Source organism: Bradyrhizobium sp. 170 (assembly GCF_023101085.1).
Taxonomy (GTDB): Bacteria; Pseudomonadota; Alphaproteobacteria; order Rhizobiales; family Xanthobacteraceae; genus Bradyrhizobium.
Genome location: NZ_CP064703.1, coordinates 8,335,884 through 8,355,417 on the forward strand (window position 1 = coordinate 8,335,884; position 19,534 = coordinate 8,355,417).

Annotated in this window: 20 protein-coding genes; 12 read left to right on the forward strand and 8 right to left on the reverse strand. The window is 64.2% G+C overall.

Annotated features, from left to right (window positions below; translation table 11 throughout):
- The first annotated feature begins 19 nt into the window (after positions 1–19).
- Entirely contained in the window at positions 20–913 is an 894-nt protein-coding gene (locus IVB05_RS39275) for a YihY/virulence factor BrkB family protein (protein ID WP_247781440.1), read from the forward strand.
- Here the strand turns inward: IVB05_RS39275 and IVB05_RS39280 are convergent.
- From IVB05_RS39280 to IVB05_RS39290, 3 genes are all read right to left on the reverse strand, one after another.
- Positions 837–2,093, reverse strand: coding sequence for an ATP-binding protein (locus IVB05_RS39280; protein ID WP_247781441.1), 1,257 nt, complete (start codon positions 2,091–2,093; stop codon positions 837–839). The two genes, IVB05_RS39275 and IVB05_RS39280, sit on opposite strands and share 77 nt — an antisense overlap.
- A 64-nt stretch (positions 2,094–2,157) precedes the next feature.
- Positions 2,158–3,060, reverse strand: a complete 903-nt coding sequence (gene gluQRS / locus IVB05_RS39285; protein ID WP_247781442.1) for a tRNA glutamyl-Q(34) synthetase GluQRS — start codon at positions 3,058–3,060, stop codon at positions 2,158–2,160.
- Positions 3,060–3,890, reverse strand: a complete 831-nt coding sequence (locus tag IVB05_RS39290; RefSeq protein ID WP_247781443.1) for a nucleotidyltransferase domain-containing protein — start codon at positions 3,888–3,890, stop codon at positions 3,060–3,062. Before IVB05_RS39290 ends, gluQRS begins: the two co-directional genes overlap by 1 nt.
- Before the next feature lie 161 nt (positions 3,891–4,051).
- On the opposite strand from IVB05_RS39290, the gene IVB05_RS39295 reads away from it, so the two are divergent.
- Entirely contained in the window at positions 4,052–4,744 is a 693-nt protein-coding gene (locus IVB05_RS39295; RefSeq protein ID WP_247781444.1) for a DNA-3-methyladenine glycosylase 2 family protein, read from the forward strand.
- Here IVB05_RS39295 and IVB05_RS39300 read toward each other — a convergent pair.
- Positions 4,701–5,588, reverse strand: a complete 888-nt coding sequence (locus tag IVB05_RS39300) for a LysR family transcriptional regulator (protein ID WP_247781445.1) — start codon at positions 5,586–5,588, stop codon at positions 4,701–4,703. The two genes, IVB05_RS39295 and IVB05_RS39300, sit on opposite strands and share 44 nt — an antisense overlap.
- 205 nt (positions 5,589–5,793) lie before the next feature.
- On the opposite strand from IVB05_RS39300, the gene IVB05_RS39305 reads away from it, so the two are divergent.
- From IVB05_RS39305 to IVB05_RS39315, 3 genes are read left to right on the forward strand one after another with little or no spacing between them, the layout of a single operon-like run.
- Positions 5,794–6,768 carry a nitronate monooxygenase family protein gene (locus IVB05_RS39305; protein ID WP_247781446.1) on the forward strand — a complete coding sequence of 325 codons (975 nt, stop codon included), beginning with the start codon at positions 5,794–5,796 and terminating at the stop codon, positions 6,766–6,768.
- Positions 6,769–6,818: 50 nt separating this feature from the next.
- Positions 6,819–8,018 (forward strand): ABC transporter substrate-binding protein, encoded by a 1,200-nt coding sequence (locus tag IVB05_RS39310; RefSeq protein WP_247787325.1) that lies wholly within the window; start codon positions 6,819–6,821, stop codon positions 8,016–8,018.
- A gap of 17 nt (positions 8,019–8,035) precedes the next feature.
- A complete protein-coding gene (locus IVB05_RS39315; RefSeq protein WP_247781447.1) occupies positions 8,036–9,562 on the forward strand; it encodes an acyl-CoA synthetase in 1,527 nt (508 codons plus the stop codon).
- A gap of 24 nt (positions 9,563–9,586) precedes the next feature.
- On the opposite strand, the gene IVB05_RS39320 is transcribed toward IVB05_RS39315, so the two are convergent.
- Positions 9,587–9,862, reverse strand: a complete 276-nt coding sequence (locus tag IVB05_RS39320; RefSeq protein ID WP_247781448.1) for a hypothetical protein — start codon at positions 9,860–9,862, stop codon at positions 9,587–9,589.
- On the opposite strand from IVB05_RS39320, the gene IVB05_RS39325 reads away from it, so the two are divergent.
- Entirely contained in the window at positions 9,818–10,903 is a 1,086-nt protein-coding gene (locus tag IVB05_RS39325) for a DUF2855 family protein (RefSeq protein WP_247781449.1), read from the forward strand. The two genes, IVB05_RS39320 and IVB05_RS39325, sit on opposite strands and share 45 nt — an antisense overlap.
- 96 nt (positions 10,904–10,999) lie before the next feature.
- Positions 11,000–12,760 carry an NAD(P)/FAD-dependent oxidoreductase gene (locus IVB05_RS39330; RefSeq protein ID WP_247781450.1) on the forward strand — a complete coding sequence of 587 codons (1,761 nt, stop codon included), beginning with the start codon at positions 11,000–11,002 and terminating at the stop codon, positions 12,758–12,760.
- A 15-nt stretch (positions 12,761–12,775) separates the two neighbouring features.
- Here IVB05_RS39330 and IVB05_RS39335 read toward each other — a convergent pair whose 3' ends face one another.
- Both IVB05_RS39335 and IVB05_RS39340 read right to left on the reverse strand, forming a co-directional pair.
- Positions 12,776–13,285 carry a DUF2380 domain-containing protein gene (locus IVB05_RS39335; protein WP_247781451.1) on the reverse strand — a complete coding sequence of 170 codons (510 nt, stop codon included), beginning with the start codon at positions 13,283–13,285 and terminating at the stop codon, positions 12,776–12,778.
- Between the two features lie 52 nt (positions 13,286–13,337).
- Positions 13,338–13,862, reverse strand: coding sequence for a DUF3280 domain-containing protein (locus tag IVB05_RS39340; RefSeq protein WP_247781452.1), 525 nt, complete (start codon positions 13,860–13,862; stop codon positions 13,338–13,340).
- Between the two features lie 199 nt (positions 13,863–14,061).
- Here IVB05_RS39340 and IVB05_RS39345 point away from each other — a divergent pair, with 199 nt between their 5' ends.
- From IVB05_RS39345 to IVB05_RS39355, 3 genes are all read left to right on the forward strand, one after another.
- Positions 14,062–15,453, forward strand: a complete 1,392-nt coding sequence (locus IVB05_RS39345) for a histidine kinase (RefSeq protein WP_247781453.1) — start codon at positions 14,062–14,064, stop codon at positions 15,451–15,453.
- A 2-nt stretch (positions 15,454–15,455) separates the two neighbouring features.
- Positions 15,456–16,136 (forward strand): response regulator transcription factor, encoded by a 681-nt coding sequence (locus tag IVB05_RS39350; RefSeq protein ID WP_247781454.1) that lies wholly within the window; start codon positions 15,456–15,458, stop codon positions 16,134–16,136.
- Positions 16,137–16,230: 94 nt separating this feature from the next.
- Positions 16,231–17,202: a peptidyl-alpha-hydroxyglycine alpha-amidating lyase family protein gene (locus tag IVB05_RS39355; protein ID WP_247781455.1), complete on the forward strand. Its 972-nt coding sequence runs from the start codon at positions 16,231–16,233 to the stop codon at positions 17,200–17,202.
- Here the strand turns inward: IVB05_RS39355 and IVB05_RS39360 are convergent.
- Positions 17,199–18,122 (reverse strand): LysR family transcriptional regulator, encoded by a 924-nt coding sequence (locus IVB05_RS39360; protein WP_247781456.1) that lies wholly within the window; start codon positions 18,120–18,122, stop codon positions 17,199–17,201. The two genes, IVB05_RS39355 and IVB05_RS39360, sit on opposite strands and share 4 nt — an antisense overlap.
- 207 nt (positions 18,123–18,329) lie before the next feature.
- On the opposite strand from IVB05_RS39360, the gene IVB05_RS39365 reads away from it, so the two are divergent.
- The gene (locus tag IVB05_RS39365) at positions 18,330–18,755 is read left to right on the forward strand and encodes a nuclear transport factor 2 family protein (RefSeq protein ID WP_247781457.1); all 426 of its coding nucleotides are present in this window, start codon (positions 18,330–18,332) and stop codon (positions 18,753–18,755) included.
- A 48-nt stretch (positions 18,756–18,803) separates the two neighbouring features.
- Positions 18,804–19,436, forward strand: a complete 633-nt coding sequence (locus tag IVB05_RS39370) for a LysE family transporter (RefSeq protein ID WP_247781458.1) — start codon at positions 18,804–18,806, stop codon at positions 19,434–19,436.
- Positions 19,437–19,534 lie beyond the last annotated feature (98 nt).

The window sequence follows — 19,534 nt, forward strand, 5'->3', positions numbered from 1 at the left end:
ACCCTGATCGAGGTGAGATGTGAGGCTCATTCGCTACGTCTACCTCGTTGTCATGGAGGCGTTCTATACGTTCCTTGCCGATGACGGCTGGGCGATCGCGAGCCATATCGCACTGTCGACGTTGATGGCGCTGTTCCCGTTCCTGATCGTGCTGACGTCGCTGGCCGGCTTTTTCGGCTCCAAGGAGCTCGCCGACGGCGCGGTGGGGCTGCTGCTGCAGACCTGGCCGCAACAGGTCGCGGACGCGCTGTCGGGCGAAATCCACGACGTGCTGACCACGACGCGCGGCGATATCCTGACCGTCGGCGCGGTGCTGGCGGTCTATTTCGCTTCCAACGGCGTCGAGGCGGTGCGGGTCGCGCTCAACCGCGCCTATTCGGTGGTCGAGCCGCGGGCGTGGTACTGGCTGCGGCTGGAATCGATCGGCTATACGCTGGTCGCGGCCTTCACCTCGCTCGCGATGGCGTTCCTGATCGTGCTCGGTCCGCTGATCCTGGAAACGGCACGCCGCCACATTCCGTTTTTCGTCGAGTCCAATGAAAGCCTTCTCAATCTCGCCCGCTACGGCATTACCATCACGGCGATGATCGTGGCGCTGTTCGTCCTGCATGCCTGGCTACCCTGCGGCCGCCGAAGTTTTCTGCAGATCCTGCCGGGCATCATCTTTACGATGGTGGCGTCGCTGATCTCGGGCATCGTTTTCGGCCAATATCTGGCGCGCTTCGCCAGCAACTACGTGACGATGTATGCGGGGCTTGCCTCGGTCATCATCGCGCTGGTGTTTCTGTATTTCATTGCCGCGATTTTCGTTTACGGCGGCGAACTGAATGCGGCCATCATGAAGTCGCGATTGCCGAAGGGGATGTCGCTTCATGCAGCGCAGTCGCGAGCGCGCGCGGAGACACAGGCTTGACCAGAAAGATATCGGCGCCGGCGGCGCGCGATGCCGCCTCGTCCTCGCCGCGACCGGATATGCCGATGATCGGAATGCGCCCGAGCGGCGGCTGAAGCGCGCGAATGCGCGTGATCGCTTCGATTCCGTTGATCCCCGGCAGGACCATGTCCATCAGCACCGCATCGAATGCGCCCTGCGTGAGCCGCTCGGGCGCCGCCTCGCCCTGGCCGATGAATTCGGCCTGGTGACCGAGCTCGGTCAGGATCGCGTTGAGGACGACGCGGCCGAACGGATTGTCCTCGACGCTGAGCAGGCGCAACGGCCGCGGCGAACCGATCGATACCTCGCCATCGGCGCCGGACGCCGCCGTCACCGCGTCCTTTGCCGGTGACATCACGACCTTGAAGGTAAAGGTGGCGCCGCCGCCACGGCGTTGCGTCACGGTGACATCGCCGCCCATGGCGCGCGCCAGTTGCTTGACCGACGACAATCCGAGCCCTGCGCCGCCGAAGCGCGATGCAATGGAGACATTGGCCTGCGAAAACGGCCGGAACAGGCGTTTGACCTCGCTCAGCGTGAGGCCGATCCCGCTGTCGGAGACCTCGAATGCAACGGCGACCTTGCCTTTCGGGCTGCGCAGGGGCGTGACCTGAAGGGCGACACTGCCCTGCTCGGTGAATTTCACGGCATTGTCGATCAGGTTCTCCACCGCGGCGCGCAGGCGAACGGGATCGCCGATCGCAAACCCCGGGAGTTTTTCAGAAATAACGACCGACGACTGCAGGCCCTTCGCCGCCGCACGCCCGGTCAACGAATCGCCGGCATTGCGCGCGAGCGTGCGCAGGTCGAAGAAGTCCTGCCGCACCTCGAGCCCGGGACCGCCGTTGCGCGCCGCATCGACGAACAGGGTCGCCAGACTCGCCAGATGTTCCGCGCCCGCCTTGATGGTGTCGACCCAGCGCCGTTCGCGCTCGTCGAGATCGGAGGTCGCGAGCAGATTGCTGATCGCCAGAATGCCCGTGAGCGGCGTGCGGACCTCGTGCGCAAATGCCGCCAGCGCGGTCTCGACCATACCGGAGACGGCGACGGCGGATTTGCGGGCACCGCGCACTTTTGCCGCGGCGCTGGATACGCGCTTTTTCGCTGGCCGCTTCTTTACTGGCCGTGTGATGCGCCGTGAGCGCCGCTTCGCCGCCATGGTCCCCCTTCCTCTGCCGCAACCAGCATGACACGCGATGGCGGCCGATGTCACGGAGACGTTTTCAACAACCCCCAGTAGTATTACGGAAGTCGTCGGACAAGCCGACGAGGCTGCGAATATCCGCAGGGGTGGCACCTTGCCCACGCAGTTCGCGCAAGGCGGTGCTTCGCGTCGATTTCGAGAGCTTGTGTCCCGACGAATCTTCGATCAGCCGGTGATGCCGATAGACCGGTTGCGGGATACCGAGCAGTTGCTGCAACAGCAAGTGCACGCTCGTCGACCAGAACAGGTCCCTGCCCCGCACCACGTCGGTCACGCCCTGCAGCGCGTCATCGATCACGACGGACAAATGATAACTTGTTGGCGTCTCCTTGCGCGCCAGGATGACATCGCCCCAGGCTTCGGGTTCCGCGCTCACGACGCCGGTCTCGCCGCCGGGGCCTTCACCATCCTCGTGCCAGGCCAGTTCTTTCGTGCGCGCGAGCGCGGCCTGCATGTCGAGCCGCAGCGCGTAAGGCGTGCCTTCCGCGATCAACTGCCGGCGTTGGTCCGGCGGCAGCGATTTCGCAGGCCCCGGATAGAGCGGCGCCCCGTCGGGATCGCACGGCCACGGTGCATCGGCTTCGCGTTGCGCGACCAGACGGGCGATTTCCGCGCGGCTCTCGAAGCTCGGATAGATCAGGCCCAAGCCTGCCAATCTTTCGACCGCCTCCCGATAGCGCGCAAAATGTTCCGATTGCCGCCGCACCGGCGTTTCCCAGGATATCCCCAGCCAGGCGAGGTCTTCATAGATCGCCGCCTCGAATTCGCCCCGGCATCTTGTGGCGTCGATATCCTCGATCCGCAGCAGGAACCGGCCGCCGGCGCGACGCGCGAGGTCGAAATTCAGCAGCGCCGAATAGGCGTGGCCAAGATGGAGGTAGCCGTTCGGGCTCGGCGCGAATCGGAAAACGGGTGGCGGCATCACGCAGTTCCCGGCATATCGGGGCTGCCATGGCCATCCCACTCCAGGCGCTCGACGACCGCCCGGTAGAATCGTTCGGCCTGCGCGACGACTTCTTCGGGCGCCCGCGCGCGACCGCTCTCAAACGACGCCCGCGCCAATTCGAATTCCGAATCGATGAAGCTCGCGACGATCGGCGGCAGCGGAGCGGCGCCAAGCTCGCGCGTCGCAAGCTTGCGGCGCATGAGATCGGCAACCTCCCTGCTCAACGCGGCCGGGGGATCGCATTCCGCCATCAGTGTCGGAAAGTGCATTGGCGCGATAGCTTCCATCGGGTGCACCCGCAGCCAGCGCAAGGTTGCGGCGGGACGGAGCGCATAGAAGATTTTCTTCTGCGCCACGCTTGTCCCATCGCCAAAATAAACCCGTCTCTGGCGCTCTCCAAGATGAAGGTAATGGCGACCAATGGCCTCGCGGGTCGCGGCATGCCGGGCGAACTCCAGGAAACCGTCCCGGAACCAGGCCTGCCCGCGATAGATCACGGGCGACAACAACCACTCGACAATCACCGCATTGCCCTTCAGCAGCAGCCGGAGCGCCTTGCCAAGATCCCATCCGTTCGCGTCCAGGTCATCTTTGGGCGGGAACTCGATGACGTCTCGCGCTGGCCAAGGGGTGATATGCTCCGCAATACGCCGCACGTAGACGAAGCGACAATCGTAGTCGCTGTCAGGCGAGGAAAAGCCCCATGCACGGCTTCCGCTCTCAATGGCCAGCGGCAAGAATACCTTATGCTCGCAGGCTATGCGATCGAGCAGCGCATCGATAAGCGCGACCTTCTCGCCATCCATCTCGGGTGGGATGCTTCTCAAACTCATCTTTCCAGCTCAGGGGCGGGCTGTGACCTGTCCGCCGAGGCAGAAAGATATCGACAGCCGGAGACCGCAGACGGCTATTCGCAGTCTGCACAAGGCAGATTACCATGCCCGGCCATGACGAAGAAGATTCCTTGATGACCATCCACCTCAGCAGCCAGTCCGACCTCGAAGACGCCGTCCTCGCGCTGGTCAAGCAGGACGTGCGGCTGAAACCCATCCTCGAGCTGACGGGGATGCCGGCGCTGCGGCAGCGCGAGCCGGGTTTTGCTGGGCTGGCCGCGATCGTGTGCGGACAGCAATTGTCCACCGCGAGCGCCGGCGCGATCTGGGCGCGGCTGGCGGCCGCGTTCGATCCGTTCGATCATCACACCATCGGCAAGGCCCGCACCGACCGCCTCGGCCGGCTCGGGCTTTCGGCCGCCAAGATCAAGACGCTGAAGAATATCGCGCGCGAACTCGCCGCCGAGCGGCTCAATCTCGACGTGCTGGCGGAAGAGGATGCGGATGCCGCCCACCACACCCTGACCGCGCTGCACGGCATCGGCCCGTGGACCGCCGACGTCTACCTGCTGTTCTGTCTCGGCCATGGCGATGCCTGGCCGGCGGGCGATATCGCCATACAGGAGGCGATCAAGATCGGGCTTGGCCTGCAGGCGCGACCTAACGCCAAGCAGATGGCGCCGCTTGCCGAGCCGTGGCGTCCCTTGCGTGGCGCGGCGGCGCATCTGTGGTGGAGTTATTATCGGGTGCTGAAAAAGCGCGAGGGCGTGCTGGCCGACAAACTCACCCCCGCAACCTCACCCGGTCTTCCCGCGCGGAAGCCGTGACGAAATCGATCACGGCACGCACCGCCGGAAGTTCGACGAGATCGGGATGCGCCAGCAGCCAGAGGTCCGCCACGCTGGCGAGCTTCTGTGGCGCGACGCGGACGAGATCCGGATAGGCGGCCGCGACAAAACAGGACAGCGTGGAAATCCCCAGGCCCGCGCGCGCCGCACCGAGCATGTCGCCCTGCGACGAGCATCGCATCACCATCGACCCCTGCCGCGTGATCGCGTCGCTCCAGCGCGCCAGCCGTTCGTTCGACAATCGGTCGGCGAAGCCGATGACGCTGTGGCCCTTCCATTCGTCGCGCCGTTCGGGGAGCCGCTGCCGCGCGGCGTAATCCCGCGAGGCGTAGAAGCCGGTGCCGAGGCGGCCGATCTTGCGCCCGATCAAGTTCTCTTCGCCGCTGTCCACCGGCCGCAACACGACATCGGCCTCGCGTCGGCGCACGCTGGCCGGATACGGATGGGTGATGATCTCGAGCTGGATATGGTCATGCGCGCGCAGGAACGGACCGAGCTTCGGCATCAGCCAGTGCGAGGCGAGCGTCGAACCGATCGACAGCTTGACGACGCCGCGCGCCTGCGCCCCCGTCGCCGACACCGCGGCTTCCGCACGCAGCGCCGCCGCCGCCATGGCCTCGACATGCTCGCGAAACTTGCGGCCCTGCGCGGTCAGCGAAAGACCTTCATTGGAGCGCGCGAACAGGGGAATGCCGAGCTGGCCTTCCAGCTCGGCGATCTTGCGGCCGACCGTCGGATGGCTGGAGCGCAATCGCCGCGCGGCGGCGGCGAAGCTGCGGGTCTCGGCCACCGCGACGAAGGTCTTGCACAGGTCCCAGTCCATCGGCTCCCCCCGCGACGCCATAGCCGCACTGTTCATTCCTGATTGGTTATCTGTTCAATATTGAACGGCTGGAGCGTGCCGTCCAGCCCTATAATGGACGGTAACAAGCGCAGGCCAGCGGCTCCGCCCGGCCTGAAGCTCTCAAATCAACATCAATGGATGCGCTCCGGACGTAACCGGCCCTGCGCCATCAAGGAGGAACCGAATGCCGCTGCCCGCTTCGCTTGCCAATTCGCTCGAACTGCCGGTGGTCGGCTCGCCGCTGTTCATCGTGTCCGGACCGGAACTCGTGATCGCCCAGTGCAAGGCTGGCATCGTCGGCTCGTTCCCCGCGCTGAACGCCCGCCCCGTGGAGAAGCTCGACGAGTGGCTGAGCCGAATCGAGAACGAGCTTGGCGAGTACAAGGCGCTGCATCCGGAGAAGAAGGTCGCGCCCTACGCGGTCAACCAGATCTGCCACGCCTCCAACGACCGGCTGATGAAGGACATGGAGACCTGCGTGAAGCACCAGGTGCCCATCATCATCACTTCCCTGCGGCCGCCGATCGAAATCGTCGAGGCCGCACATTCCTATGGCGGCGTGGTTTTCCATGACGTGATCAACGTCAAGCATGCGCGGAAAGCCGCCGACCATGGCGTCGACGGTCTCATTCTGGTCTGCGCCGGCGCCGGCGGCCATGCCGGCACGCTGTCGCCGTTCGCACTGCTGCGCGAGGTCAAGCAATGGTTCAAGGGCACCGTCCTCTTGTCGGGCGCGATCTCCGACGGCTGGGGCATCGCGTCGGCGCTCGCGCTTGGCGCTGATGCGGCCTACATGGGCACCCGCTTTATCGCGACGGCGGAAGCCAACGCCGATCCGGCCTACAAGGCCGCGCTGGTCGAGCACGCGGCGCACGACATCGTCTACTCGAACCTGTTCACCGGCGTGCACGGCAATTATCTCGGGCCCTCGATCGTGGCCGCAGGCCTCGATCCTGACAATCTGCCGCTCAGCGACAAGTCGAAGATGAATTTCGGCTCCGGCGGCAACACCAAGGCCAAGGCATGGCGCGACATCTGGGGCTCCGGCCAGGGCATCGGCCAGATCGCGGACGCGCCGCCGGTCGCCGAACTGGTGGAACGCCTCAAGTACGAGTTCACCGAGGCCAGCAGTGACTTTCTCAACCGAGCGCGCGCCTAAGACGCGCCGGTTTCAACAGCCGATCAAATAAACCAAAGGGGAGTGAAATGATGAGAGCCGTTACGATATGCTGCGCCGGATTGCTGGCGCTTGCGGGGGGCACGGCCCGCGCGGAAAACGGCGTTACCGCCGACGAAATCCTGATCGGGCAGACCATGCCCTATAGCGGTCCGCTGTCGGGCTATTCCGGGCTCGGCAAGATCGCGCAGGCCTATTTCGAGAAGGTGAATGCGGAAGGTGGCATCAACGGCCGCAAGCTCAAGCTGCTCAGCCTCGACGATGCCTATTCGCCACCCAAGACCGTCGAGCAGACGCGCCGGCTGGTCGAGCAGGACGAAGTCCTGTTGATTTTCGGGACGCTGGGCACGCCGACCAACAGCGCGATCCACCGCTACCTGAACGGCAAGAAGGTGCCGCATCTCTTCATCACCACCGGCGCCAGCAAATGGGCGGACCCGAAGAATTTTCCGTGGACGATGGCCGGAATGGCCTCATACCAGTCCGAGGGCGTCATCTATGCCAAGCACGTGCTGCGCACCAAGCCCGATGCCAAGATCGCGATCCTGTCGCAGAACGACGATTTCGGCCGTGACTACGTCTCCGCGTTCAAGCGCGGCCTCGGCGACAAGGCGGCCAGCATGATCGTGGCCGAGGCGGTCTACGAGACCACCCAGCCGACGATCGATTCACAGCTCGCCACGCTGAAGGCTTCAGGCGCCAACGTGTTCTACGGCGTCGCCATCGGCAAGTTCGGCTCGCAAATGATCCGCCGCAGCGCCGAGATGGGCTTCAAGCCGGACCTGTTCCTAGTGCCCACTTCGGTGACCTCGATCGCGACGATCCTGACGCCCGCAGGGCTCGACAACGCGACCGGGCTGGTGTCCTCGGCCTATCAGAAGAACATCAACGATCCGCAATGGGCCGATGATGCCGACGTGAAGGAATATTTCGCCTTCATGAAGCAGTACATGCCATCAGCCGATCCGCACGACACCACCTACGCCGGCGGCTATACCGGCACCGTGTTGCTGGCGCACGTGCTGCGCGCGTGCGGCGACGATCTGAGCCGTGCTAACGTGCTGAAGAAGGCCACCTCGCTGAACAAGGTCTCGCTGCCGCTGCTGCTGCCGGGCGTCACCGTGACCACCGGTCCCGACGACTATCTGCTGTTCCAGCAGCTCCGCATGCAGCGATTCGACGGCAAGAGCTGGATTGGCTTTGGCGAGTTGATCGAAGATCAAGAACCGTAAGGACTGGAGTGCCTGTCATGATCATCAGTGGCGAACGCCAAATCGGCTATCCCGAGATCCACGCCCGCATCGCGCGGGCGGCGACGGGCTTCAGGGCGTTCGGCGTCAGTGGCGGAACGCCCGTCGGCATGATGCTGCGCAACGATTTTGCGTTCTTCGAAGTCTCGGGCGGCGCGGCGGCGCTGGGCAGCCCGGTGGTGCCGATCAACTGGCATCTGAAGGCCGAGGAGGTCGCCTATATCCTGGCCGACAGCGGCGCGAAAATCCTGGTCTGCCACGCTGATTTTCTGCCGCAGATCAAGGACGGCCTGCCCGCAGACGTGCGGCTCCTGGTGGTGACGACGCCGCCGGAAATCGCCGCGGCGTTCAACGTTGCGCCTTCGCTGACGCAGGTCCCCGACGGCATGACCGACTGGGACCGCTGGAGCGACACGCATGCGCCGTTGCAGGACGCTCCGGTCGGCAGCGGACCGATGTTCTACACGTCGGGCACGACCGGCCTGCCCAAGGGGGTGCGCCGGAAGCCGATGACGCCGGAACAGGCCACGGCCTCGGCGCGCGTCGGCGGCATCGCCTATGGCGTCAAGCCGAACGAGGATCAGATCATTCTCATGAACGGCCCGATGTATCACTCGGCGCCGAATTCCTATGGCATGCTGGCGTTCCGCAGCGGCTGCACAATCGTGCTCGAACCGCGCTTCGATCCCGAGGACATGCTGCAACTGATCGAGCGGCATCGCGTCACACACCAGCACATGGTGCCGACGATGTTCGTCCGCCTGCTGCGACTGCCGGATGAGGTGAAGCGGCGCTACGATTTGTCGTCGCTGCGCTTCATCGTGCACGGGGCGGCCCCCTGCCCGCCGCAGGTCAAGCGCGCCATGATCGAGTGGTGGGGACCGGTCATCAACGAATATTTCGGCTCGACCGAAACCGGAATCCCGGTATGGCATTCGGCCGAGGAGGCGCTGGCGAAACCCGGCACCGTCGGTCGCGCCATCGAAGGTGGCATCGTCAGGATCTTCCGCCCGGACGGTTCGCTGTGCGACGTCAACGAACCCGGCGAAATCTTCATGCGGCAGATGTCGGTGCCGGATTTCGACTATCACGGCAAGGCCGAGGCTCGCGCTGAAGCAGGCCGCGACGGCCTCGTCAGCGTCGGCGACGTCGGTTACCTCGATGAAGACGGCTATCTGTTCCTGTGCGACCGCAAGCGCGACATGGTGATCTCCGGCGGCGTCAACATCTATCCCGCCGAGATCGAGAACGCGCTGATCGGCATGGACGGCGTGCGCGACTGCGCGGTGTTCGGCGTCCCCGACGACGAGTTCGGCGAGCGGCTGTTTGCCTGCATCGAGCCGGAGGCGGATGCCGCACTGTCGCCGGGCGCCGTGCAGGAGTTCTTGCGCGGACGTCTCGCCAACTTCAAGGTGCCAAAGGACATCCAGTTCATGGACGCGATGCCCCGCGAAGCCACTGGCAAGATTTTCAAGCGCAAGCTGCGCGATCTCCATGCCGAAGGTAGGCTGCGTGCGATTGGGTGAGGGATACGTTCCGCACTCTCCGCGTCATTGCGAGCGAAGCGAAGCAATCCATAGCGCCACACGCGGAGGCATGGATTGCTTCGTCGCTGCGCTCCCTTGCGCAAACGCTTCGCGTTTGTCGCAGGCAATGACGGAACCGGCGATTGCGGGCATTCCTGCATGAAATCCGAACAGCGTTTTAAACATCATTGCTGTTGCAAAACGGTCATCGGACGGCGCAAAGATCGCTGCATGTAAGAAGCAGGGATCGAAACAATGCAAGCCACCGACTTCATCGTTGCCCGCAATGATCTTCAGCAATGCAAGGTAATCGAGACGCAACTGCCTGACGCAACTGCACTGCCCGATGAAGCGCTGCTGGTGAAGGTCACCCGCTTCGCCTTCACCGCCAATAACATCACTTATGCCGTGCTCGGCGATCGTCTGAAGTATTGGCAGCTGTTTCCGGCGCCCGAAGGTTTCGGCAACGTCCCGGTATGGGGATTTGGCGAGGTGATTGCCTCGAAGCATCCTGCCATTGCCGCAGGCGAAACGCTGTTCGGCTATTTTCCGATGGCGACGCATCTTGTGATCGAAGCCGCGGACGTCAGCAAGCGCGGCCTACGCGATGGCGCCGCGCACCGGCAAGGCGTGGCGCCGGTCTACAACGCCTATGCGCGCGTTAGCGGCGATCCGGCGTTTACCGGCAAGCAGGGCGACTATCAGGCGCTGCTGCGACCGCTGTTCATGCTGTCGTTCCTGGTCGATGACTTTCTCGCCGAGAATGAATTCTATGGCGCAAAGCGCGTGATGCTCTCCTCGGCCTCCAGCAAGACCGCCTATGGCCTTGCGCATCTTGTGCACGCGAGAGGCATCAAGGTGATCGGCCTGACTTCGGCCGGCAATAGCGAGTTCGTCAAATCGCTCGGCTGCTACGACGACGTTGTGACCTATGACCGTGTGAACTCGATGGCGGCGGACCTGCCCGTGGCGTATGTCGACATGGCGGGCAACAGTTCCTTGCGCGAACAACTGCACCGGCATTTCGGCGAGCAGATGAAATACTCCGGCCGGGTCGGGCTAACCCATCGCAGCACGGCGGCCGACGAGCCGGAATTGCCGGGCGCGAAGCCGAGTTGGTTCTTCGCGCCGGACCAGATCCGCAAGCGGGCCAAGGAATGGGGACCGGGCGGCGTCGACATGCGGTTTGGCGCCGCATGGTCAGGCTTCGTCCCGAGGCTGGATCAGTGGGTGAAAGTGAGCGAGAGCCACGGGCCTGCGGCCGTTCAACGCGCCTATCTTGATACCCTCAACGGCCGCGTGCCGCCGGATCAGGGGCTTATCCTCTCTCTATCGGAATAGGCGGCATCTCCCCGCGCCCTTTCTGCGCCGTCCCGGTTGGGTATAGGCTCGAAGGACAGGGAACGCCGCGCAGACGGCTGGTGACGGGAAACGCTCATGCTCGACAGAACGGACGACAGTTCGGTAGCCGCGGACAATTGGCTCGCGCAGTTCGAGGAGGCGCTGGCGAAACCCGATGAAGCCTTGCTGAAGACGCTGTTCCATCCCGACAGCTACTGGCGCGACGTGCTGGCGCTGAGCTGGAACATTCAAACGCTGAACGGCAGAGAGGCCATCCTGAAGGCGCTGCCGCCACTGGCCCGCAGCGCTGAGCCGAGCGCCTTTGCCATTGCGCCCGATCGCGCCGCGCCGCGCAAGGTGATGCGCGCCGGCACCAATGCGATCGAGGCGATCTTCAAATTCGAAACCAAAGTCGGGCGCGGCAGCGGCATCATCCGGCTGATTCCGGATGCGGACGACGGCAACCGCCTCAAGGCCTGGACGCTGCTGACCGAGCTTGGCGAACTCAAGGGTTTTGAGGAACAACTCGGCGTCGCGCGCCCGCGTGGCAATGCCTATTCGCGCGATTTTCGTGGCCCCAACTGGCTCGACCTGCGCAAGGCCTCCGCCGAATATGCCGGCCGCGACCCGACCGTCCTCGTCATCGGCGGCGGACAATCCGGTCTTTCCATTGCCGCGCGGCTGAAGCAGTTGAACGTCGATACGCTGATCGTCGATCGTGAGAAGCGCATCGGCGACAACTGGCGCAAGCGCTACCACGCGCTGACGCTGCATAATCAAGTGCAGGTCAACCACCTGCCCTATTTGCATTTCCCGCCGAACTGGCCGACCTACATCCCGAAGGACAAGCTCGCAAACTGGTTCGAAGCCTATGTCGAGGCCATGGAGCTGAACTTCTGGACCGAGACCGAGTTCGAGGGCGGCACCTATGATGAGAAGGAAGGCCGCTGGACGGTGACGCTGCGCCGCGCCGACGGAGCTAAGCGTACCATGCATCCGCGCCATGTCGTGCTGGCGACCGGCGTCAGCGGCATTCCGAGCGTGCCTGACATCCCCGGCCTTAAAGGTTTCGCCGGCAAGGTGATGCATTCCAGCCAGTATGACGACGGCGAGAACTGGAAGGGCAAGCGCGCGATCGTGATCGGCACCGGCAACAGCGGCCACGACATCGCGCAGGACCTGCATTCCAGCGGCGCTGACGTCACGCTGTTCCAGCGCTCTTCCACGCTGATCGTCAGCATCGAGCCATCGGCGCAGCTGGTCTACGCGCCCTATAACGAGGGCACGCTGGAGGATAACGACCTGATCGCAACCTCGATGCCGCTCAAGCTGGCGCGCAAGAGCCACGCGCTGACGGCGGAAAAATCCAAGGCGCTCGACAAGGAATTGCTCGATGGCCTGGAGCGCGTCGGTTTCAAGCTCGATTTCGGCGAAGACAATACCGGCTGGCAGTTCAAATATCTCACGCGCGGCGGCGGCTATTATTTCAACGTCGGCTGCTCCGATCTCATCGTCAAAGGCGATATCGCGCTCAGGCAATTCGCCGATATCGACACGTTCACGGCCGGCGGCGCGAGGATGAAAAGCGGCGAGACTGTCGCCGCCGACCTCGTCGTGCTGGCGACCGGCTACAAGCGCCAGGAAGAGCTGGTGCGAAAGCTGTTCGGCGCGTTGGTCGAAAAGCGCGTCGGCACGATCTGGGGATTTGGCGAGGCCCAGGAGTTGCGCAACATTTACACCCGCACCGGCCAGCCGGGCCTCTGGCTGATCGCCGGCGGCCTCGCGCAATGCCGCATCGGCTCAAAGCACCTGGCGCTGCAGATCAAGGCGATCGAGGAGGGGCTGCTGCAGCGCTGACGCCAGCGCTGCCGCTCACCATTCGCCGTGATCGAGAATTTGCCGGGCAAGGAAGGATTCCGCCCGGCGCCAGGCCTCGTCATTGTCGCCGCGGAAGCTGATATAGCGATCAAACACGACTTTCCGCGCTTTCACGTCGATGACGTCGAATTTCGCCTGCTGTATCAGCGTGCTCATCTTGTGAAAGCGGCCAATCAATAGATGGGTGGCGCCGGCCTCCTTCGCCTTGCCAAGCAGTTGACCGTCATGGATGTCGCCCACCGAGCAGGCGTTTGGCGGACATTCAAGCGCTGCATTCGCTATCTTTCCGCTCGCTACCAGATCGCTGCGCAACGCGGCTTCGAATTCACGCAGCCGCCGGCGATGGTCGGCGCTTTGATCGATCACCTCACCCGAGGTGTCGACATAGTGGATTTCGGCGACGGCGAGCACGAGCGTCGGCGCCTGCGCCCGACCTTGCCGGACAGAACAGGCGCAGACAACAGTGGCGGCGGTCAAAGCGAGGCTCAACATCCGTAGTTTCATCAGATTTTCCATCGCAAATGGTTCCTTTGCAACTTGCGTCTCGTTCTGGCAACTATTTCACTTGCACCAGCAGACGGTTCTCGATCAGCCACCGCGCCCCGCGGCTCCAGGCCACGTTGGCGCCCATCCGCAGGTCGGTCTGCGCGACCGCGACGATCGCGCCGGATCTGGCATCGCGGAGCTTGTAAGTGACCGCGTATTCCATTCGGGTGATGCGCGTGACGATCCCGATCATCGACTGATCTGCGCCGAGGCCGGCGGCGATCCGGGCGTCGCAGCCGTCGCAATCGCGCAACTTGCCTGCTTTCGCCGCCTGGTCGTTCGCAGCGCCGACGTCGACCAGTTGGTAGCGCCCGGATGCCGCGATCAGCCGACGGGCTTCCTCCGTCGACAGCCGCAATTGCTCGCGGTCGATGTCATCAGGGGGAACGTAGGCGGCCCCGGCGCTGAAATCCTCCAGCTCGAACGGAAACACCGCAATCTTGATCGGCGACGGCGCGGCCGTCTCGGCGGCCCCAGCCGCCGCGAGCGCTGCAAGCACCATTGCCGGTGCGAGGATAAGGGCGATGGAGCGCATGGATCACCTCGGAACTGCCAACTCAGAACTACCTTAATCGTTGCGACATCGCCCTATCTGCTGCCCTGCCGAAACGGCAGCCTTCCCTGAAAGGGCCGGGTGAAATACCCGATCTTGTCCTGTCGCTCTTGCCCCGCTTCCTTCCCGGCGAAATTTGCCTCACTATTCGAAGCTGATGGAAGGAAGCTTAGGGGGAAGCTTGCGACAGGCATCCAACTCCGTGGCGAGCCGCCCGCCCGCCATCGATCTGAAGCTGCGGCTGGCGTTACGCGTCGCGGCGCTCGCTGGCCTTTGCTTCATTGCCGTCGCGGCCTACGCCTTGTTTGACAGCGACCGTGCCGCGAAGGCCAAAGCAAGCCGTATCGCCGAGATCGTGGCCCGGGATATCTCGTTGCAGCAATCGCGGGCGCAATGGGTCTCGGTGTCCATCAACACAACGCCGGATTTGCAGGGGATCGCGGCGCTGATGGAGCCGGGGCTCTGCATCGCCTACCGCGACAACGCCGGCGCGTTTCGGCAAGGAGTCTGCAGCGGGGCGCTCGCCGACGAAATCGCCGCGCCCGAAATCTTCGCGTCGCTCTACCGCGCCATCTTTCGTCCGGGTGAACCGGTCTCGATGCCGGTCGTCGTGGCGGGCAGTGCCCGGGGCATGGCAATCGCGACCTTCGACCCCGCCACCCAGATCGGCCAGAGCTGGCGCGAGGCGAGCCGGCTGCTCTCCATCATGGCGTTTGCGCTGGCAGGGCTATGTGTTGCGGTCTATGCCGCGCTGGCGCGCGCGCTGCGGCCGACCCAGGCGATTAGCGCTGGGCTGAACCAGCTTGCGGCCAACGACCTTTCCGCGCGCCTGCCCCGTTTCGATCTCGCGGAACTGTCTGTCATCTCCGGCGTCTTCAACACCCTTGCCGAGCGGCTGCAGACCACCCTCGCCGAACGCAACGCCCTGACGCGAAAGCTGATCGAAGTGCAGGACGAGGAGCGGCGCCATCTTGCACGCGAGTTGCACGACGAATTCGGCCAGTCGCTTTCCGCCATCGCGGCGCAGGCTGCCGCCGCCGCCCATACCGCGGAGCGCGAATGCCCGCCACTCTACGAGGAATGCCGGGGCATCTCGCGCACGACGGCGCATATGATGGAAACCCTGCGCGGCGCGCTGGTGCGCCTGCGTCCGCCCGATGTCGACGAACTCGGCCTCACCCTCAGCCTCGAAAGCCTGGTGGCGAGCTGGAACGGTTTTGAGAAGGGCCGCACCCGGTTTGAGATTGCCGTCATTGGCGAGGCCGACGATTTGCCGCCCGGCGTCAGCGCCAGTCTTTATCGGATCGCGCAGGAGGCCATCACCAACGCGGCAAAGCACGCGCAGGCCCGGCACGTGCAGCTGCGTCTCGAGGCCGGGGACGCCGACATCGTCCTGACCGTCGAGGACGACGGCGAAGTCGCCGGCGCCAGCCTCACGCCAAAAGCCGGCATGGGACTGCTCGGCATGCAGGAGCGCGTGGTTTCGCTCGGAGGGACCTTGCAATTCGAGCGGCGCGAGGCGGGCGGCGCCCGGCTTGTTGCGCGCATTCCCACCATGCGGGCGGAGCCTTAGCCATGGCAGCCTTAGACTTGGCGGACACCGCAGGCCGCACGCGCGTGATGCTGGCGGACGACCATGCCATCGTGCGCGAGGGCTATCGCTCGCTGTTACAGAAGCAGGATCGCCTCCAGGTCGTTGCTGAAGCCGACAACGGGGCCGACGCCTATCGCGTCTACAAGGAAGCCAGGCCCGACCTCGTCATCATGGACCTGTCGATGCCGGGCATTGGCGGAGTCGAGGCGATCAGGCGGATCCGGCAATGGGACAAGTCCGCGCGCATCCTCGTATTCACGATGCACCAGAGCGCCGCCTATGCGGTGCAGGCGATCAAGGCCGGCGCACGCGGCTATGTCACCAAGAGCAACCCGCCCGAGGCGCTGCTGCGCGCGATCACCGAGGTCATGGCCGGGCGCATCGCGCTCAGCCCCGACATCGACCACGAACTCGCCCTCAACAGCCTCGCCGGCGAGCCTTCGGCGATCGATGCGCTGAGCGCACGGGAATTCGAGATCCTGCGCATGCTGCTGGCGGAGAAATCCGTGGACGAGATCGCAAACACGCTGCATATCAGCGTCAAGACCGCAGCCAACACGCGCTATCATATCCGCTCCAAGCTCGGCGTCGCCTCCGACATCGAACTGGTACGCCTGGCGCTTCGCCAGCGGATCATCGCGGCGGAGGATATGGGGAGCTAGTCTGGAAGAAACGTGCCATGCGCAAATCCCACTCGTGCTTCGGACAGGTCTCTGCAACACTCCCGCCAACAAAATATCAAATGGGGAGAAACGCATGTCGACCATTCTCGGCTCGGGCGAGCACCGCTACCGCGTGGTGGAGAATTTTGCCAAGCTGCCTGACGGCTGGAGCCTGACCGACGCCGCTTCGGTCGCGGTCGACAGCAAGGACCGCATCTACGTCTTCAACCGCGGCGACCATCCGATGGTGGTGCTGGACCGCGAGGGAAATTTCATCACGAGCTGGGGCGAAGGCCTGTTCAACCGCGCCCACGGCCTGCACATCGACGCCGACGACAATCTCTATTGCACCGATGACGGCGACCACACCGTGCGCAAGTGCACGACCGACGGCAAGGTGCTGCTGACGATCGGCATCCCGAACAAGCCGGCACTGTTCATGAGCGGCGAGCCGTTTCACCGCTGTACCCATACGGCGCTGTCGCCGAAGGGCGAGATCTATGTCTCGGACGGCTACGGCAATGCCTGCGTCCACAAATATTCGCCTGATGGAAAGCTGCTGAAAACCTGGGGCGCGCCCGGCACCGATCCCGGCCAGTTCAACATCGTCCACAACATCGCAACCGATGCCGACGGCTGGGTTTATGTCGCCGACCGCGAGAACCACCGCGTGCAGGTGTTCGACGGCGACGGCAAATACGAGACGCAGTGGAACTTTCTGCACCGGCCCTGCGCGCTGTGCCGCTGCGGTAGCGGCAAGCAGCCGACCTTCATTGTCGGCGAACTCGGGCCCGGCATGGCCGTCAATCGCAAGGTGCCCAATCTCGGCCCAAGGCTTTCGATCGTGGATTCAAAAGGCAAGCGCATCGCCCGCCTCGGCGGTGAGAACGGCCCGGGGCTGGAGGCCGGCAAATTCCTCGCGCCCCACGGCATCGCGATGGATTCGAGGGGCGACATCTATGTCGGCGAAGTCGGCGTCACCGACTGGAAGACCAGTTTTCCGGATACGCCGATGCCACCGGAGGTTCGGGTGAGCCGCTGCCTGCAGAAGCTGGAGAAGATCTAGGCTGCAGGAAGGGACCGGCCTCGCCCGTCAAACAACTTGTGCTCACGCGCAAGGCCCTCTCCAACGATATCGAAGAAGGCGCGGACCCGCGCGGTTCGTTTCAGGTCAGCGTGAGTCACGATCCAGAGTTCACCAGCCAGGTCCGGCACAAGACCAGGCAGCGCGCGGGCGAGATCGGAATCTTCGTCGCCGAGATAGCAGGGAAGCAGCGCAAGACCGATGCCGGCCTTGGCGGCGATGAACTGATTGACGAGGCTGTTGGTCCGATAAACGAAGGCGTCACCCGGCACCATCCGATTCAGCCAGTCCGCCGCCATGATGCCGCCAGCGGTATCCTCCCATCCGATCAGCGCGTGGCGGCCGAGATCTTCCGGGGATGAAACGGCCCCGCCGCTCTCTTCGAGATAGCCAGCAGCGCCATAGATCGTCCATGCGACGTCGGCGAGCTTGCGGCCCCAGAGATCGCCCTCCTTCGGCCGCATCGGGCGAAGCGCGATATCAGCCTCGCGGCGCGAGAGGTTGAGCACGCGATTGTCGACCACGAGTTCGACGACGATGCCGGGATGGGTTTGCCGGAACCTTGCCAAATGACCGGTCAGCTTTCGATACGCGAGCGTCTCCGAGGCAGTGACGCGCAAGCGGCCGGAGAGACGGTGGTCCCGGCCCGCAATGTCACGGTCGATGGCGAGCACCTCGTCTTCCATGCGCTCGGCCGCGGTCGCCATGCGCTCGCCCGCCGGCGTCGCCTGGTATGCGCCGCCGGGAAGCCGTTCGAACAGGCGAACGCCGAGCCGCGCTTCCAGCGCATTCAGGCGCCGGAACGCGGTCGAATGGTCGATATCAAGCGCTTTGGCGGCGCCGGTGAGGCTGCTTGCCCGATGCACCGCCAACACGAGTTGGGGCTCGTTCCAGTCCTCCATGGCTGCACAGCTAGGGGTCCCTTGCAGTTTCGCAAGTCGCGCTGGCGTATTTCCAACGTGCTTTCCGCTCCGCCAGACGTTACCTGTCGGAGCAACGCGAAAGCGAGATGAGGGAACACAGCACGATGCCAGTGCAGCTTTACGCCGGCGCATGAGGCGGCTCCGTCAATTCGCTGATCGATCAACCCTGAACATGGGAGTTGAGCCATGGGTGCTCCGTCCCCCGAACTTTGCAATCTCTGGCTGGCACGCGCGTTCAATGCGCAGGACGTCGATGCCGCGGCCGCGATGTACCACCCCGACGCCTCGATCGTTCAGGTCGACGAAGTCCATGGCGGCAGCAGCATTGCGCGCGGCGCGGACGGCATTCGCCAGACGATGGCCGCCTATGTCGGATTGAAGCCGCATATGGATGTCGTGACCCATCACACCACGGTCTCCGGCGATTTTGCGATGACGCGGTCGCAATGGCTGATCAAGGGCATCGGCGAAGACGGCAAGCCGACCGAGGTGCATCACCACGGCATGGAGGTTCACCGCCGGTTGCCTGATGGCAGCTGGGTGTTCTTCATGGATCACCCGTTCGGTGCCGATCCGGAATGGGCGGTCAAAGCTCCGCCGCACACTGAATAGTCGTGCCTGTTATGCTCAAGCCCGTGCAAGCCACCCCGGAGGATCACAATGCAAGAACTTGCAACGCTCGCCAGCATCGTCGCCGCGCTCAGCGTCGGGGTGATCAGCCCCGGGCCGAGCTTCGTGATGGTGGCCCGCGTGGCTGTCGCATCGAGCAGAATCCGGGCGCTTGCCACCGCGCTGGGCATGGGCGCAGGGGGCGCCATCTTCGGCGCGGCGGCGCTGCTCGGGCTGCAGAGCGTCCTGCTGGCGGTGCCGGCGCTTTATGCAGGGCTCAGGGTTCTGGGAGGCCTGTATCTCTGCTACCTCGGCTTTCTCATATTCAGATCGGCGCAGCGGCCTCTCGTGGCCGTCGCCGACAGCGGCAAGGGCAGCAGCCGGCCCCTTGGTGCGTTCTGGCTGGGCTTCACAACGCAGGTGAGCAACCCGAAGACAGCCATCGTCTATGCCAGCGTGTTCGCCGCCTTTCTCCCCGCGTCCTTCTCGCTGGGGTTCGCTGCCGCGCTGCTTGCAGCCGTGTTTCTCGTCGAGTCCGCCTGGTATGCACTGGTCGCCCTTCTCTTCTCGTCGTCAGGCCCGCAGCGGGCTTATCTGTCGTACAAGTCGTGGGTTGATCGGGCGGCCGGTGCTGTCATGTTCGGTCTGGGCCTGAAGCTCGTCACCAGCGCCGCCAAACCGTAGCCGGTGTCCTGCTTGAAGCCATCGGAGGCGTGTGCCTGCGTCTCGTCAGAGCGCAGATCGCCTGCCCCGGCCCCTATCACGATGGATTGACTGCAAAC

Bases quoted from the DNA above. Each gene is read 5' to 3' on its own strand.
- IVB05_RS39280 (WP_247781441.1), bottom strand. From the start codon at position 2,093: ATGGCGGCGAAGCGGCGCTCACGGCGCATCACACGGCCAGTAAAGAAG.
- gluQRS (WP_247781442.1), bottom strand. From the start codon at position 3,060: ATGCCGCCACCCGTTTTCCGATTCGCGCCGAGCCCGAACGGCTACCTC.
- IVB05_RS39290 (WP_247781443.1), bottom strand. From the start codon at position 3,890: ATGGATGGCGAGAAGGTCGCGCTTATCGATGCGCTGCTCGATCGCATA.
- IVB05_RS39295 (WP_247781444.1), top strand. From the start codon at position 4,052: ATGACCATCCACCTCAGCAGCCAGTCCGACCTCGAAGACGCCGTCCTC.
- IVB05_RS39300 (WP_247781445.1), bottom strand. From the start codon at position 5,588: ATGGACTGGGACCTGTGCAAGACCTTCGTCGCGGTGGCCGAGACCCGC.
- IVB05_RS39305 (WP_247781446.1), top strand. From the start codon at position 5,794: ATGCCGCTGCCCGCTTCGCTTGCCAATTCGCTCGAACTGCCGGTGGTC.
- IVB05_RS39310 (WP_247787325.1), top strand. From the start codon at position 6,819: ATGAGAGCCGTTACGATATGCTGCGCCGGATTGCTGGCGCTTGCGGGG.
- IVB05_RS39315 (WP_247781447.1), top strand. From the start codon at position 8,036: ATGATCATCAGTGGCGAACGCCAAATCGGCTATCCCGAGATCCACGCC.
- IVB05_RS39325 (WP_247781449.1), top strand. From the start codon at position 9,818: ATGCAAGCCACCGACTTCATCGTTGCCCGCAATGATCTTCAGCAATGC.
- IVB05_RS39330 (WP_247781450.1), top strand. From the start codon at position 11,000: ATGCTCGACAGAACGGACGACAGTTCGGTAGCCGCGGACAATTGGCTC.
- IVB05_RS39335 (WP_247781451.1), bottom strand. From the start codon at position 13,285: ATGAAACTACGGATGTTGAGCCTCGCTTTGACCGCCGCCACTGTTGTC.
- IVB05_RS39340 (WP_247781452.1), bottom strand. From the start codon at position 13,862: ATGCGCTCCATCGCCCTTATCCTCGCACCGGCAATGGTGCTTGCAGCG.
- IVB05_RS39350 (WP_247781454.1), top strand. From the start codon at position 15,456: ATGGCAGCCTTAGACTTGGCGGACACCGCAGGCCGCACGCGCGTGATG.
- IVB05_RS39355 (WP_247781455.1), top strand. From the start codon at position 16,231: ATGTCGACCATTCTCGGCTCGGGCGAGCACCGCTACCGCGTGGTGGAG.
- IVB05_RS39360 (WP_247781456.1), bottom strand. From the start codon at position 18,122: ATGGAGGACTGGAACGAGCCCCAACTCGTGTTGGCGGTGCATCGGGCA.
- IVB05_RS39365 (WP_247781457.1), top strand. From the start codon at position 18,330: ATGGGTGCTCCGTCCCCCGAACTTTGCAATCTCTGGCTGGCACGCGCG.
- IVB05_RS39370 (WP_247781458.1), top strand. From the start codon at position 18,804: ATGCAAGAACTTGCAACGCTCGCCAGCATCGTCGCCGCGCTCAGCGTC.